The sequence below is a fragment of the Psychroflexus sediminis genome (genome assembly GCF_900099815.1).
Taxonomy (GTDB): Bacteria; Bacteroidota; Bacteroidia; order Flavobacteriales; family Flavobacteriaceae; genus Psychroflexus; species Psychroflexus sediminis.
Genome location: NZ_FNCW01000005.1, coordinates 183,629 through 199,809 on the forward strand (window position 1 = coordinate 183,629; position 16,181 = coordinate 199,809).

The window sequence follows — 16,181 nt, forward strand, 5'->3', positions numbered from 1 at the left end:
TTATTGTTTTATCCAAGACTTAGCAAATTCACAAGCCTTGTAGTCTCCATTTACTTTGATATACGTGTCTTCCGCGTTTTCTGCTTTCCACGCATTGATTTCTTTTAACTTTTTTTGCTGAAGAGCCAACTCGCGAATACGTGTATAATCTTTACTAAATTCAGCTACATGCTCTGGTATTTTTTTAGTGACAGTTATCACTTTAAAAAAGACTTTTGCAGTTCTTGGCTCCGTATCTTTAATAACTGGAGATACTTCATTTTCTTTCAAATCTACAACTTGACCGTAAATTGCAGGATCTATTTTTGTCAGTTCAAATCTTCTATCGCCAGTTGCTGAGTTGATGAGCTGACCCCCGCTTTCTTTGGTTTCTTTCTCGTCGGATACTTCTCTGGCCGCATCTTTAAAACTCACTTCCCCATTCACAATCTTCTCGCGAACTATTTCGATTTCTTTTCTTGCTTTTTCAATAGCTTCTGAACTGATCTCAGGGTAAAGCAGGATATGTCTTACATCCACCTGCTGACCTCTAATCTTATCTACCGTAAGAATATGCCATCCAAATTCAGTTTCAAAAGGCTTACTGATCTCACCTTCTCTTAAGCTAAAGGCTGCATCTTTAAATTCTTTGACATACGGATCTTCTCTGGTAAGTGTAATCTTACCGCCGGAACTTCTTGAACCTCTGTCTTCAGAGTATAATACAGCTTTTGTTGCAAAACTCCCTCCGGCTAAGACATCATCTCTAAAAGAATTCAGCTTATCCACAACGGCTTGTCTTTCCTTTTCTCCAACTTCCGGCTTTACAATAATTTGAGCTAATTCAACCTCATCATTTATCAAAGGGATTTCATCCTCAGGAATAGATTCAAAAAAGTCTCGTGTTTCTTCTGGAGTAATTTCAACCTCATCCACGATAGCCCCCTGCATTTCTTCTGCTAGCATACGTTGAGTATTGATTTCGTTGAGTTGCTCTCTAAGCTCATCTTCAGTATCAATTTTATAAAAGCTAAGCAGCTTGTCCATACTTCCTACCTGACTCACAAATTGATTGATTTGCTGGTCTGTAAAGCTTGCAACGCGTTCTGGATTAAAGGGCAAACTGTCTAGTTTGGCATGATGAGCAAACAACTTATTTTCCATAATCGTTTCTGCAACATCACAATAGGTAATTTCACCTATTTGCTGATTTCTCATATCCAAATAAGCCTTGGAAATATCGCTTTCCAAAATCAAATAATCTCCGACGACTGCCGCCACACCGTCAATTTTAACCCGACCATCTTTGGTCACTTTGGTAGCCGCTAAAATCTCCGGACTAAATTCAGACTCTTTTAAAAGGTTATCCTTTTCATCGATGGTAACCTGCGCTGAAGTCATGATACTCATGAATAAAACACTTGATAAAATACTTAGGTTAATAGACTTCAAATTCATTATTTTTTGTAGCATCTTTTGTAATCTCTTTTTCAATTTTCTTAGAAATATTTGTCTTTTTTCTGTTGAGCAAAATTTGCTCAATCGTAGGCCTCACATAGCTTAAAGGCGCTTCTTCATTGCGTTTTAATATCGAATTTATATAGATAAAATAAATATCATTTCCATCCTCACTTTCAAACTCCAGAAAGTTCCTTTCCTTCAATAACTCAGACTTTTCTAGCTCTATATTTTTGTTTTCTTTGAATTCTGTCATTACGTCTGAAATGCGAACCCAAATAGAATCTTTCAAAGATAAGGATTTGAATTCCAAAGATTTCTCCTGCAATGATAGCATATCTTCAGGATTAAAACGTAAAAATTGGCGTTTTATGTCGCGCAAAGATTTCATTTTCTTATCAAGTTGCAAATAACGCAATTGGACTAAGTCTTCGTTCAATTTAAAATTAGCACTATTGTTTCGATAATACGCTAAAACGCTTGCCGAATCAATCTCCTTGGTCAATTCCCTTCTAATTAGAGCATCTTTATAGGCCTTTTTAAACAACTGCTCCTCGTACCGCTTGGATAATTCTCTGAAATCATTTTGCTGATCTTCTGGCAAATTCAGCTTTGCTCTATCGAGCAAAAGCTTATCTGTAGCCCAGTTTTGAATATAGCTCTTGGCGGTTATAGCACTATCTTCATAAGAAAGATTGTTTGAAATATGATTTCCTAATTCTTCAAACGTCAAATAATGATCATTAACTCTAGCCACATAGTTCGTGTTTTCTTTTTCAGAGAAAAAAGAACACGAAGTGAAAGCCACGGATATTAAAATCAGGATTAAAAAATTTTTAGTTTTCAAGTTTATCTTTTAATATTTTTAAAACGTCATTATTGATAATAACAGTGTAATTTTTTCTCAATTCTGAAATCAATTGTCGTTCCTTTTTTTCTTGTAGAATACTTATAATTTCCCCACTTACTTGATCAAATTCAGGAATTTTAGCCTTTTCAACTTCATTAACCTGCATCATCAAAAACTGATCCGAATGTTTGTAAATTTTACTCAAGCCTTCTTCAAACTTAAAATTTTCAGGAAGTTTTAAAGAAGATTTCTCTAAAAGTACTTCTTCTGAAATAATTTCCTCTGGCAATTGAAATAAACTGTCATTAGTACTTCTGCTTTGTAATTCGGACGCTAAAGATTCTAAGGTTTTTTTGCTTTTCGAAGTATAGAGCTGACCTCTCACTTTTTGTGGAATCTTAAAATCCGACGCATTGGCAGAATAATACTTTTTTTGCAGAAGTGTATCCTCTGCCACAGGTTCCCAGATTTTTTCTTTCATGTAATCAAAAATCAAAACGCCATTTTTATAGCCTTCAATTCGGTCTCCAAACTCTTTGTCAGTTTCTGGTAACCTTGTTTTGTGATAAGCCAAAAGCTCGCTATACACCAAATCGTCAATAGCATTTTCAACAACTACTTTAAAAGCTGGCAAATCTGAAAAGCTACGCTGCTGTCTTTCTAAATAAGCTCCAAAAGTCGCATAATCCACAGTTCTGTCCTCGACTTTTATAATGTACCTGGAAGCTGATTTTTTCTGAGGCTCATATGTCCATTTACCCTGGGTAAAACTGGAATCGATTAAACTCAAGAAATGATCCTTAGCATCTTCATTTATTTCGACCTCATACAAGCTCTCCAGGTCTTCTTTAATCTTAGTAATCAAATATTTAGATCGTGAAGAACTTTTTAACCTTTTCTTGTAGTCTTCCTTTACCTCATCATAAGGTTTTAAGGGAATGCTTTCAATTAATTTGACAATATGCCATCCAAATCGGGTTTTGAAAGGCTTCGTATAATCACCCTCCTTTTCCAAATCATAAGCCTTGTTTTCATATACTTTTGAATTTAATCCCCCTAAACTAAAAACCGGAACATAACCTCCATCACCAGCCGTATTAGGATCTTGACTGTATTGCTTAGCAAGCTCATGAAAATCATCACCTTCTTCTAGCCGCTTATAAATTTTTTGAATTCTCACCTCGGCATCTTGAAGCGAATCACTGGCTAATACCATAATATGAGCCGTTTTGAGCTGACCTTTAGAGAGGCGCTCCCCGGTCTTCTTTATGATATGATAGCCAAAATCTGTTCTTACTGGATTTGAAATTTCACCAACGTCAAGCTTATAAGCCGTATCTTCAAATTCATAAACCATTTTAAATGCATTGAACCAGTTCATATCACCAGCATTGGATTGAACAGAAGGATCATCGGAATACTGTTTGGCTAAAGTTTCAAAATCCTCTCCATTCTCCATGCGTTTCCTTATCATCAATGCCTTCTGATAGACTTCAGTAGTATCTTCTTCATACTTAGGCAAATTCAGTAAAATATGACTTGCTCTAACTTCGGTTTTAGTCCTGTCATAGGTCTCTTTAACCATAGCTTCAGTAACTTCACCATTGGAAATATAACTGTCTGCAATTTGTTTATAATATCTTCCAAATTCCTTTTTGAAAGACGAAAGCGTATCTAATTGAATAGCGTAAGCCGACTTTAATTTTAAATGGAAATTGACATATCGCTCCAGATGTTTTTCGACAGACTCAGAAGAAGCAGAGACGATATCAGAATTCTTTTGGTAGGATGTAATAAACTCATCCACCTTATATTCTTGCCCATCGATTTGGAAAAGAGTTTGGCCCTCAATTTGGGCATTTGCTGCAAAACCAATACATAATGCGCTTAGGCAAAAACTTAAAAGGGACTTCATTTTTTTATTTTGAACGCAAAAGTAAGAAAAATGCTACTGCTCACAACGTTTAAGTTTTGTTTAAAAGATTGAGTTCTTGTTTTGTACTTTTCAGATTAAGATTAAACTTGTAGCATGACATACACGACCGAAATTATCATCGATAGGCCCAGAGAAGAAATCATCAAAGTCTTTGAAGACAGCAGCCTCCTTCCCCATTGGCAACGCGGTTTAAAGCGGAGTCGTGTCATTAGCGGTAAAGAAGGTGAAGTAGGTAGCAAGCGAAAACTCTACATCAGCATTGAAGGCCAGTCCATCAAAATGACAGAAACCATCATTAAAAAGAATCTCCCAGAAGAATGGCATGGCAACTACACTGCTAAAGGGATGGAAAGTATTCAAAAAAATTATTTTGAGGCCATTGAAGACCATAAAACCAAATGGACCTCCTATAGTGAATTCAAATTTTCTGGCTTTATGAAACTTATCAGCAAACTCCTTCCAGACATCTTCAAAAAACGCTCAGTTCTGGTGCAGCAGGACTTTAAAGCTTTTATCGAAGAGGGTAAGAGTGTGAAAACAAATTAAGTAAGGTTTGATTTATAATTAATATTGACTTTATTTGTAAAAAATTTTAAAAATGAAACACTTTATTTGGATTGCATTACTCACAATGAGTCTAACTTCTTTTGCACAGACCAAAGTAGGAACCGTCAATAACGAATACATTCTTTCTAAGATGCCAGAAATTAAGGATGTTGAGGAAAAACTTAAGGTTTATAGTGCTAAGCTTGATAGTACCATTCAGGTGAAATATGAAGCCTACCAAGTAGTTGTAGAAGAATACAACCAAAAAGAACAGGAAGGCATGAACGATGTGATGAAAAAAATTAAACAGAAAGAAATCATCGATCTTGAAGAAGACCTTAAAAATTTACAGCAAAATTCTTCTAAAATGCTTCAAATTCAGCAAGATGAATACTTAAGGCCGCTGTACACTAAAATAGGCAGAGCTTTGGAAGCTATTGTTAAGGAAGAAGGTTATACTCAAATTTTTGATGAAAACAACAGTATTATTTACATCGATCCAAAATTTGACCTAACACTGAAAGTTCTCGAAAGACTGGGTATAGAAGTCCAAGAAAACGCAGAAGTTGTTCCAGAAGAAAAACCTGGAAACTAATAATACCACTTGTGTTCTATAACTTAAAAAGGCTCGAAATGTAAATTTCGAGCCTTTTTAAGTTATATCAATTGTTTAATCGGTGCTTATCGGCTGTAATTGGGTGCTTCTTTAGTGATGGAAACACTATGCGGATGACTTTCCATGATTCCCGAAGCTGTAATTTGAACAAAACCACCAGTTTCCTTAAGGGTTTTGATGTCTTTTGCTCCGCAATAGCCCATACCCGCTCTTAAACCACCTATAAACTGAACCATGCTTTCTACCAGTTCGCCTTTATATGGCACACGGCCTACGATGCCCTCCGGCACTAACTTCTTAATATCGGCTTCCACATCCTGGAAATATCGGTCTTTAGATCCTTTATCCATTGCTTCTATAGAACCCATTCCTCGGTAAGATTTGAATTTTCTGCCTTCGTAAATAATGGTCTCACCCGGGGATTCTTTAGTTCCAGCCAGCAGTGAACCCAGCATCACACAATCTGCTCCTCCGGCAATAGCTTTTGGAATGTCACCCGTATAGCGAATGCCACCATCAGCTATCACAGGAACTCCCGTGCCTTTTAGGGCTTCAGAAACTTCCATTACAGCAGAAAGTTGAGGAAATCCAACACCTGCGACAATTCGCGTTGTACAAATAGAGCCCGGACCAATACCTACTTTTACGGCATCTGCGCCAGCATCCACCAAATACTTAGCAGCTTCAGCAGTGGCTATATTCCCAACTACAACATCGAGTTTTGGAAATTCCTTTTTGATGCGTTTTAAAACATCGACCACACCTTTGGTATGCCCGTGAGCTGTATCGATGACCACAGCATCTACTCCGGCATTAACCAAAGCAGAAGCTCTTTCTACTATATCACTGGTAACACCCAAAGCTGCTGCAACCCGTAATCTCCCGTAGCTATCCTTGTTGGCAAAAGGCTTTTGAGTGAGTTTGGTTATATCTCTAAAGGTGATTAAGCCAACGAGCTTGTTGTCTTTATCGACCACTGGTAATTTTTCGATTTTATGCTTTTGTAAAATAACCTCAGCTTCTTTAAGCGAAGTGCCTTCACTTACGGTGACCAGGTTTTTGGCCGTCATGACTTCTTTGATGGCCCTATCATTCTTCTGCTCGAAACGCAAATCACGATTGGTTACGATACCAATCAATCTATAGGCATCGTCTACAATAGGGATCCCACCAATGCTGTGTTCTCTCATGCTGTCGTTGGCATCTTTTACCGTAGCGGTAATAGGCAGGGTGACCGGATCTATGATCATACCGCTCTCAGCACGCTTCACCCGTCTTACTTTGAGCGCCTGCTCCTCGATTGTCATGTTCTTATGAAGTACACCAATTCCACCTTCCTGAGCAATTGCAATGGCCATCCTGGATTCTGTAACCGTATCCATGGCTGCAGAAACTATTGGAACATTTAGTGTTATGTTTTTGGTGAATTTGCTTTCAATACTTACGGTTCTCGGCAGAACGTCTGAATAAGCAGGTACTAAAAGAACATCGTCATAGGTAAGCCCCAGTCCTTTTACTTTTGAATTTGTCATTGCAATTAGATTTAATTGCGTGCAAATATACATGATTTGTAATTAAGTAACTGAGACTTTAAGGTTTAGTTTAGAAGGTGGAAATTTTGATTCCTTTTTGGATTATTTCCTCTGATTACAATTTCTAAAAATTAATCATAAAATTTGATTTAAAAGGAATTTTCAACATTTAAACTAATGTTGTCTAAGGAGCTTTTCTGCTTACACAAAAGCTGGAATTAAGTATATTTTCCAATTCTGCTGAAAAACCACAACTAATAAAATAGCTTTCCTGACAGATATTTATTTTTAAACCAATGCATTGATTTGCGAAGAGTCCAAACAAAAAAGGCCTGAGATTCTGGATGAATTCACGAGCTCAACCATATCTTCAATTTTCATATCCTCAAATGTGGTAAAAATATTAATATCTGCGCTCCGCCCTCTGGCAACATGCTCTTTCAAATCCCCTTGCCTCACGTCCAGATTTGTATTTTTCGGAAATCTCACCATATAATTTAATCTCTTTATATCATCTGAAGTAAAACAATTCTCCTCTTCACAAACGACATGAACATTGAGCGTTCCTTTCCAGTTTTGAGACATGAGAATTGATGTCAAAATCGACAAATTATTATTTCCAATGTCAAAAGATTCTTTCCAGTCTGACGGAATATTTTTTAACCAAAGGTGAATACTTTTCTCTATAGCCAGGCTTGCCGTAGAATAGGGAATATACAAAAGCATACCGTAGTCATTCTTGCGCGTATCCTGATACAACTTATTTATATTTTCTGGCACATAATCGGAAGAATCCAAACTTACAAAGATTGTATTTGGTTTAAAAAACGCTGCATTTAAGGATTGCATACTTGCATTTACGGTGGGATTAAAGCCTTCATTATCGACCATGGTATAAGAAGCCGATAATTTCAGCTCAGAAAATTTTCTGACTGATTTTATGACAAATGACTGGAGATACCTCTGCTCTTTTTCATCTGTATTTTTCAGCAGCAAAATCTTTGCCGACCCTTGAGGCTTTATGATAGAATAAATGAGTTTAAATGAACTTCTTAAGTCCTTAGCTCTTATAACAGGAACCAACAGGTCCGGCCGCCAGGACCTTACCTCCTTCTCTTTTCTTAGCTCGTTGCTCTTCTTTGTAGCCCATTCTGCTAAAGCTGTAAACAAACCACTTCTGGAGTCACCAGCTTCAGATTTAAGCCTCAGGCTCATCAGGTATAAATAAAAAACAATGATGAATACCAGCGAAAAAATAGCTACCATAACGTTTAAAATAAACATCATAGCAATAGAACCCAAAGCTCCCAGAGCAGGAATAATCATACTCAGCCTGAGTGTAGGCCTAAAGCTAGGTAAATTGAGAGATTGCTCTATCAAAACTATAACATTGACCATAGCGTAAGTAATCATGAAAAACATAGTAATTAAAGGAGCAATGGTATTAAGATTTCGAAGTGACAATCCAATAATAACAATGACTGTTGTAATCAACATGGCATGTACAGGCTCACCTCTTCGTGATGATCGTTTAGCTATAAATTTACTTTTGGGTAGAATATTTTTTTCGCCTAAAGCAAGTAAAATTCTTGGTGCTCCCACAAATGAGCCAAGTGCAGAAGATAAAGTTGCACCCAGTAAACCGGCTAAAACAATAGGAGGATATAGTGATTTTTCAATGAAAATATTATAATTATTCACAAGTTCCTCTGGACTTGCAATTAAAGCTGCTACAAAAGCAAGAGAGATGTATATTATCGTAGTCAAAACCACTGATGTAAGTGTACCATATGGAATGCTTTTTCGGGGATTGGTCAGGTCTCCAGACATATTAGCCCCTGCCATGACACCTGTAACAGCCGGAAAAAACACCGCAAATACTATCCAAAAAGAATCACCTCCCGTACCATCGTCAGAGCCTGCAAAATCTCCGATCCATTGAAAGTCATAATTTAAATCATGAATAAAAAGTGATCCAAAAATAGAAACCAGAGAGAACACTATAATTCCTAAAATAATATACTGGATTTTAAATGCGAAACTTGTGCTGATAAAAGCAATCCCCATGATTACCGAAAAAACAGCTGCATCAAGTATCAAAGGATTAAACTCTGGTAAAAGCATTTGTAAACCTTCTCGAAACCCGAAAACATACATAGCAACAGCAATGGCCTGAGCAAAATAGAACGGTATACCTATGGCACCGCCTATTTCTACTCCCAAAGATTGAGAGATTAAACTAAACGCTCCCCCACTCCCAATACGCACATTGGTTGTAATAGAGGACAAACTCAGCGCTGTGGTGAAAGTGATTGCAACTGCAAGTAAGACAATACCAATAGCACCGCCAACCCCTGCATTACCTACCACCCAGGAATATCGAATGTACATTATCACACCTAAAATTGTGAGCGTAGTTGGTGTAAATACACCAGCAAAAGTGCCAAAGGTTTTTTTAGGTTTTTTACTTTGTTCCAAATTCAAATCAGTCTTTATTTAAGCATATTTTATTCAAGGTATTGCATATACAATACTTATCAGATTATTAAAATTATGATTTTTAACCTAAACCCAAATAGTGAAAACAATAAAATCTGTTTTATTTTAAATCTATTGAAAAACTCTGTGTGAGGGATTGCAGTGGTTAACCATAAAAAAAGCCTGCCCCTGACAGATATCATCAGGGGCAGGCTTTTTTATAAAATATCGAAATCACTTTGTTCATCGGTATAAGTGAATAGCACCCATTTTGCAAGCTTAAGCTTGTAAAACCAAAGTTTCAATAAACTCATCCCGAATCCACTGCGTTCATCGGGATAAGCGATCCGAACACCTTCCAATGCCAAAGCTTTGGGCATTGGAAGATGGCTCACTGCTTACATATTTCTACGGTACTGGCCACCGACCTCAAACAAGGCTTCGGTGATTTGTCCTAAAGAACAGTATTTGGTCGCTTCCATCAATTCTTCGAACATGTTCTCATTCTTGATAGCAGCTTCCTGAATGCGTTTCAGCTGATCCTGAGCTCTGTCTTCATAAACATGATGCAACTTGGTAAGTGTGTTGATCTGGTATTCTTTTTCCTCTTCAGTAGCTCGGATGACTTCCCTTGGTTTTACCGTTGGCGATCCCTTGGAACTCAAAAACGTATTCACCCCGATAATTGGGAATTCTCCCGTGTGTTTAAGGGTTTCGTAATGCAGACTTTCTTCCTGTATTTTGCTGCGCTGGTACATGGTTTCCATAGCACCGAGCACCCCGCCACGCTCTGTAAGCCGGTCAAATTCCAGCAATACAGCTTCCTCGACTAGGTCTGTCAATTCCTCGATGATGAAGGAACCCTGGATTGGATTTTCGTTTTTGGCCAAGCCTAATTCTTTATTGATAATCAGCTGGATAGCCATAGCACGTCTTACGGATTCTTCGGTTGGTGTGGTGATCGCTTCATCGTAGGCATTGGTGTGTAACGAATTACAGTTATCGTAAATCGCATATAGCGCTTGTAGGGTCGTACGGATATCATTAAAGTCGATTTCCTGGGCATGAAGCGATCTTCCTGAGGTCTGGATGTGATATTTCAACATCTGTGCTCTAGAATTCGCGCCATACTTATCTCGCATAGCCTTAGACCAGATACGTCTGGCCACTCTGCCAATCACCGCGTATTCCGGATCGATTCCGTTGGAGAAAAAGAAACTCAAGTTAGGTCCGAATTTATTGATGTCCATGCCTCGGCTCAGGTAATATTCAACGTATGTAAACCCGTTGGAGAGAGTCAGAGCCAGTTGCGTAATTGGGTTAGCCCCAGCTTCAGCAATGTGGTAACCCGAAATAGAAACCGAATAAAAGTTTCTTACTTTGTTTTCGATAAAATACTCCTGGACATCTCCCATCAAGCGGATCGCAAATTCGGTGGAGAAAATGCAGGTGTTCTGGGCCTGATCTTCTTTAAGGATATCGGCCTGAACCGTTCCGCGAACCACTGCTATGGTTTCCATTTTGATCTCCTGGTAAACATCTGCCGGCAGGACCATATCGCCGGTCACGCCAAGCAGCATCAAACCCAGTCCGTTATTGCCTTCAGGAAGTTTGCCCTGATAGGTGGGACGCTCGCTGCCGTTTTCTTGGTATATCTTTTTGATCTTGGTTTCAACTTCTTTTTCAAGACCGTTTTCCTTGATGTATTTCTCACACTGCTGATCGATGGCTGCGTTCATAAAAAAACCGAGCAACATCGGCGCTGGTCCGTTTATAGTCATACTCACAGAGGTCATGGCATCAGCCAGGTCGAATCCTGAGTAAAGTTTCTTGGCATCGTCCAGACAGCAAATAGAAACTCCTGCATTCCCGATTTTACCATAAATATCTGGTCGGTGATCGGGGTCGTTTCCATACAGGGTCACAGAATCGAATGCTGTAGACAGTCGCTTGGCAGGCAGACCGGCACTCACATAGTGAAATCTGCGATTCGTACGTTCCGGACCGCCTTCACCGGCAAACATTCTAGTAGGGTCCTCTCCTGTTCTTTTGAATGGGTAGAGTCCCGCCGTGTAAGGGAATTCGCCTGGTACGTTTTCCTGCAGTAACCACTTGAGCAGGTCTCCCCAGGCTTTGTATTTCGGCAAGGCTACCTTTGGGATTTTTAAATGGGAAAGAGACTCCGAGTAGGTATCAATTTTGATTTCTTTGTCTCTTACTTTGAAGGTGTAAACATCGTCGGTATATTTCTGAACGACATCTTCCCAGCCTAAAATCTTCTCCCAGTTGTAAGGATCGAAATCCATTTTAACCCGGTCAAATTCTTTTTTAAGCAGATCGACTAATGTCTCATTTTCCGGAATAGTCACCTCTTCCAAATGGCTTTCTTCGATGCCATTTTTATCCAGCTGAAGTTTCGAATTGGTGGCACTTTCCAGGGTTTTAAAAATACCGTAAAGCCTTTGAGCGACTTCTACCTGTGCGTTTGCTTTCTCATCGTAAGAGCGGTTGCTTTCTGAAATCTCTGACAAGTAACGTGTTCTTGCAGGCGGAATCACAAATATTTTCTCTGACATCTCATCGGTAATCTGGTAATCACTCTTAAGGCTTGTAGATGTTTTTTCAGACAATTGATCCATGATTCTTTTATAAAGAATGTTCATCCCTGGATCATTGAACTGAGAAGCAATAGTTCCATACACCGGGAGCGTTTCCGGTTTCGCATCCCACAGATTGTGATTGCGCTGGTATTGCTTTTTCACATCTCTCAGGGCATCTTTGGCACCGCGTTTATCGAATTTGTTGATTGCTACCAAATCAGCGAAATCCAGCATATCGATTTTTTCCAGCTGCGTCGCCGCACCAAATTCCGGGGTCATGACATACAGTGAAACATCGGAATGGTCCAGGATTTCCGTGTCGCTTTGTCCAATACCCGAGGTTTCTAAAATGATAAGATCGTAGTTGGCTGCTTTCATGACTTCCACAGCTTCCTGAACATATTTAGATAATGCGAGGTTGGATTGTCTAGTTGCTAATGAACGCATATACACTCTGGGTGAGTTGATAGCGTTCATACGAATTCTGTCCCCTAGCAGGGCACCGCCTGTTCTCCTTTTGGAAGGATCTACTGAGATAATTCCGATTTGTTTGTCATCAAAATCCACTAAAAATCGACGTACTAACTCATCGACTAAAGAGGATTTTCCTGAGCCTCCGGTTCCTGTAATTCCCAAAACAGGAACTTTATTCGTATTCTTCTTTTGGATGGGTTCGAAAACGGCTTTGAATTCATCGTGCCTGTTTTCTGCTAAAGAAATAAGCCTTGCAATAGTATTGACATCTTTCTGGTCTAAATTCTCTTTGGTCTTTTCTGGAGCTTTAAGTTCCGGCGTAGGAAAGTCAGATTTTTTGACCAGATCATTAATCATCCCCTGAAGTCCCATTTCACGCCCGTCATCCGGAGAATAAATTCTGGTAATGCCATAGTCCATCAACTCCTCGATTTCTTCAGTAAGGATAACGCCGCCACCACCGCCGAAGATTTTAATATGTCCGGCGTCTTTCTCCTGAAGCAAATCGTACATGTATTTAAAGTATTCGTTATGCCCTCCCTGATAAGAGGTCATGGCAATGGCATTTACATCTTCCTGAATAGCGGTATTAACGACTTCCTCAACACTTCTGTCATGACCGAGATGAATCACTTCCACGCCTGTGGACTGGATGATCCGACGCATCACGTTGATGGCCGCATCATGACCATCAAACAAAGAGGCGGCAGTAACAATTCGTATTTGGTGTTGTGGGGTATATGGTTTTTGTTGCTCCATTATGATATTAAATTATATATAATTTTTGAGGCGTGAAATTACGAAATATTCAATTTAAAGCTGAGGATTTAAGCTTAGAATAACGAAAAGTTGGATGGATAACGGCTTTAAACATCGTATATTGAGATTTAATGCAAAATAAATTCCATGAAACCTTCCATTTTATTAGTCATAATTGCTTTTTTTGTTTCTTCCTGTGCAGAACTCGGACAAATTTCAAGGGAAATTGCAAAGTCCGGAATGCTGAGCGAGCAGCAGATTGCAAATGGTTTACAGCAGGCTTTATCAAAAGGTGTAAAAGAGCAGGTTTCAAAATTAACTGAAGAGAACGGCTTTTATAACAATGCTCTCGTCAGGATCGGACTCCCGGAAGAATTGTCCACGATAGAAAGTACAATGCGAAGCTTTGGCCTTGATAACCTGGCAGATCAAGGTATTAAAGCTCTTAATGAAACTGCTCAGGAAGCTGTAAAAGAAGCTACCCCCATTTTTTTGAGCGCCATTCAAGACATGAGTTTTGAAGATGCCAGACAAATAGTTTTAGGAGACAAAACAGCAGCAACAGCTTATTTAAGAGAAAGAACAAGAACTGAACTGTATCAAAAATTTAAGCCCATCGTTCAAGAAAACTTTCAAAAAGTGGGTGCCGATCAAATTTGGGATAATTTGATAACTCAGTATAATCAAATTCCATTCACCGATAAGGTGAATCCTAATCTGACTGACTATGTCACCAATGAAGCTTTACAAGGGGTTTATAAAATGATAGAATTGGAAGAAATACAGATCAGAAATGACTTAAATGAAAGATCTACAGAATTGATGAGACGAGTGTTCGCCTTACAAGATTAGCAGGTCTTAAGCGGATAAGACTGATGCTGTAAACTTTTGATGAAATTTATAACCTGTGTATTAAATATAGTGGGCTGCTCTACATTTACAACATGGCCGCAATTTTTTAAAACAAATAACTTGGCTTCTTTGTGGGTTTCAGAAATTTTCCTCACTGCTGGTAAAAACAAATAATCCTGTTCACCCATCATGTATAACGAAGGAATATCAATAGCTTTCTGCCTAAAGAATTTCAGTAAGGGATTGATTTCGGAAGTCAGTTTAAACCAGCGAATAAATTCTTTCTGGTATAGTTTTTTAGCCTCATTCACAAAAAGATTCCTGGATTTCTTATGGTTTTTCCTGGGCATAATAATAAACGCAAACAGCTTATACAAAATCATATAAGGAACAACTGACTTGAATATAACACCCACATTCATCAGAAATCGAGATCTGACGTTCATTTTCATAATCGCCCCACCCATAATCATGCTGGAAACCCGTTCCGGGTAATTCTCTGCTAAATTTCTGATCAGGATTGTTCCTAGAGAAATCCCTACAAAATGGGACTTTCGAATGTTATTGACATCCAAAACTTCAATGATATCGTTGGTGATTGCGTCAAACGTGTAGTTTTCATCCAGGGAATCCTGAAGCTTAGGGTTGGAATTCCCATGCCCTCTCAGGTCGAGAAGCAAAACATTAAATTGAGACTTAAAGGCTCTCAACTGCTTAAACCATATCGAAGAGCTTCCACCAGCACCATGTACAAAAGTCACCCAGTCCTGGGATGATTTATGAATATAAATGGAATGGTGTATCAAGCTTTAATTTTCGCAAATATACACAGATATCTGATTACTGGAATAAAGTCTCCGAATCCTAGCAAAACTTTATAATTTGTCCCTAAGCTGACCGAAGTAATCAAAAGCTTTGAGCAACCTTGACCCATACCAGCTGAAATATTCCCCATCTACAATGTGGATCTGATCAGGATTCATTTCAAACTCCTTTTTATGCTGGTCTTTAAAGGGAAAGGGCTCCGAGGAAAGAAAGATGTAATCCACTGGCTTTAATTGATGGATATCCACTTCAGGATAGCGTGCCGAGTCATCATACACATTATCAAAATTGTTCAGTTTCAGCATATAATCGATAAAAGTAGACGAACCGACAACCATCCAGGGATCTCTCCATATGAAATAAGCTACTTTCAATGTTGGCTGATGCCGGGTTTCTCTGCTGAACTTGATAAAGCTGGTTTGGATGTCATCCGCAAGCTGACTGGACCTTTCCGGTATAGAAAAGAGTTCCCCCAGGTCTCGAATCAACTGAAGTAAATCTTCAATAGAATTAATATCACTGACATATACAGGATGAGATTCAGATAACTGTTCTATATCCTCCAACTCATTTTCTTCCTTATTGGCTAAAATAAAATCAGGACTTAGCGCCTGTATGGAATCGTGTTTGATGTTTTTAGTACCCCCGATGACCTCGGCATGGGTTCGTATATCCTGAGGATGCACACAAAATTTTGTGACGCCCAGCAGTTTATGCTTCACTCCTAAGTCAACCAGCATTTCGGTAAGACTCGGCACCAGGCATACAATGCGTTCGGGAATAGTGTCAACATCCAGGGCTCTGTGTAATTGGTCTTTCATAAATAAACTAAAAAAAATACCAGCAGAAAGTGATCTGCTGGTATAAGTTCAATGCTTTTTACTGAATTATGCTGTCGGTGCCCAGGAAGAACATAACATTCCGGGAGCCGCTTTGGTAGGATGTGCACAAGTTGAAGTGCCATGCTTTTCACAATTCGAACAGCTTCTTTCATTCTTAAGTTCTGCTTTCATATCAAATAAATCGCAGGTATATTTTTGAGACACCAAAACCTCATGCTTACTGCAGAACGTCCCTTCAATTAAATTTTTACAATTGCTGCAATTATTCGCGAATCTAATAGCCATATGATTAAGTTTTAAAGATTATTTCAATTTTTTTACCAATATAAAGAGAAGCAAAAGTAATTCTGTTAAAAATTGAGTAAATCCCTATAATACATTATTAGACTGATTAAAAATAAAAAGCACCTGTTTATCTAAACAGGTGCTTTTCA

13 protein-coding genes are annotated in these 16,181 nt (G+C 38.6%); 3 read left to right on the forward strand and 10 right to left on the reverse strand.

Translation table 11 applies throughout. From position 1 onward, the window contains the following. Genes BLP81_RS06580 through BLP81_RS06590 form a run of 3 tightly spaced genes read right to left on the reverse strand, consistent with a single transcriptional unit; the run spans position 1 to position 4,202 of the window. Complete coding sequence (locus BLP81_RS06580; RefSeq protein ID WP_093367630.1) at positions 1-1,437, reverse strand: peptidylprolyl isomerase; 1,437 nt, start codon at positions 1,435-1,437, stop codon at positions 1-3. Continuing rightward, entirely contained in the window at positions 1,418-2,284 is an 867-nt protein-coding gene (locus tag BLP81_RS06585; protein WP_093367392.1) for a hypothetical protein, read from the reverse strand. The genes BLP81_RS06580 and BLP81_RS06585 overlap by 20 nt, the downstream gene beginning before the upstream one ends. Further along, the gene (locus BLP81_RS06590) at positions 2,274-4,202 is read right to left on the reverse strand and encodes a peptidylprolyl isomerase (RefSeq protein WP_093367394.1); all 1,929 of its coding nucleotides are present in this window, start codon (positions 4,200-4,202) and stop codon (positions 2,274-2,276) included. Before BLP81_RS06590 ends, BLP81_RS06585 begins: the two co-directional genes overlap by 11 nt. Positions 4,203-4,316: 114 nt before the next feature. On the opposite strand from BLP81_RS06590, the gene BLP81_RS06595 reads away from it, so the two are divergent. Further along, entirely contained in the window at positions 4,317-4,769 is a 453-nt protein-coding gene (locus BLP81_RS06595; protein ID WP_093367397.1) for an SRPBCC family protein, read from the forward strand. A 52-nt stretch (positions 4,770-4,821) separates the two neighbouring features. Beyond that, on the forward strand, positions 4,822-5,364 hold the full coding sequence (locus BLP81_RS06600) for an OmpH/Skp family outer membrane protein (RefSeq protein ID WP_093367399.1): 543 nt from the start codon (positions 4,822-4,824) through the stop codon (positions 5,362-5,364). 86 nt (positions 5,365-5,450) lie between these two features. Here BLP81_RS06600 and guaB read toward each other — a convergent pair whose 3' ends face one another. The 4 genes from guaB to BLP81_RS06615 all read right to left on the reverse strand — a co-directional run bounded on the left by guaB (position 5,451) and on the right by BLP81_RS06615 (position 13,228). Then, positions 5,451-6,917, reverse strand: coding sequence for an IMP dehydrogenase (gene guaB / locus BLP81_RS06605; protein WP_093367402.1), 1,467 nt, complete (start codon positions 6,915-6,917; stop codon positions 5,451-5,453). A gap of 288 nt (positions 6,918-7,205) precedes the next feature. Continuing rightward, positions 7,206-9,401 (reverse strand): amino acid permease, encoded by a 2,196-nt coding sequence (locus BLP81_RS06610; RefSeq protein ID WP_143002819.1) that lies wholly within the window; start codon positions 9,399-9,401, stop codon positions 7,206-7,208. A 212-nt stretch (positions 9,402-9,613) separates the two neighbouring features. Beyond that, the gene (locus tag BLP81_RS13645; protein ID WP_176752693.1) at positions 9,614-9,790 is read right to left on the reverse strand and encodes a hypothetical protein; all 177 of its coding nucleotides are present in this window, start codon (positions 9,788-9,790) and stop codon (positions 9,614-9,616) included. A 3-nt stretch (positions 9,791-9,793) separates the two neighbouring features. Next, the gene (locus BLP81_RS06615) at positions 9,794-13,228 is read right to left on the reverse strand and encodes a methylmalonyl-CoA mutase family protein (protein ID WP_093367408.1); all 3,435 of its coding nucleotides are present in this window, start codon (positions 13,226-13,228) and stop codon (positions 9,794-9,796) included. Between the two features lie 147 nt (positions 13,229-13,375). Here BLP81_RS06615 and BLP81_RS06620 point away from each other — a divergent pair, with 147 nt between their 5' ends. After that, complete coding sequence (locus BLP81_RS06620) at positions 13,376-14,080, forward strand: DUF4197 domain-containing protein (protein ID WP_093367411.1); 705 nt, start codon at positions 13,376-13,378, stop codon at positions 14,078-14,080. Here BLP81_RS06620 and BLP81_RS06625 read toward each other — a convergent pair. From BLP81_RS06625 to BLP81_RS06635, 3 genes are all read right to left on the reverse strand, one after another. After that, positions 14,077-14,886 carry an alpha/beta fold hydrolase gene (locus tag BLP81_RS06625; RefSeq protein ID WP_093367414.1) on the reverse strand — a complete coding sequence of 270 codons (810 nt, stop codon included), beginning with the start codon at positions 14,884-14,886 and terminating at the stop codon, positions 14,077-14,079. The two genes, BLP81_RS06620 and BLP81_RS06625, sit on opposite strands and share 4 nt — an antisense overlap. Before the next feature lie 69 nt (positions 14,887-14,955). After that, complete coding sequence (locus BLP81_RS06630; RefSeq protein ID WP_093367416.1) at positions 14,956-15,726, reverse strand: ABC transporter substrate-binding protein; 771 nt, start codon at positions 15,724-15,726, stop codon at positions 14,956-14,958. A gap of 66 nt (positions 15,727-15,792) precedes the next feature. Then, positions 15,793-16,032: a hypothetical protein gene (locus BLP81_RS06635; RefSeq protein WP_093367419.1), complete on the reverse strand. Its 240-nt coding sequence runs from the start codon at positions 16,030-16,032 to the stop codon at positions 15,793-15,795. Positions 16,033-16,181: the final 149 nt, after the last annotated feature.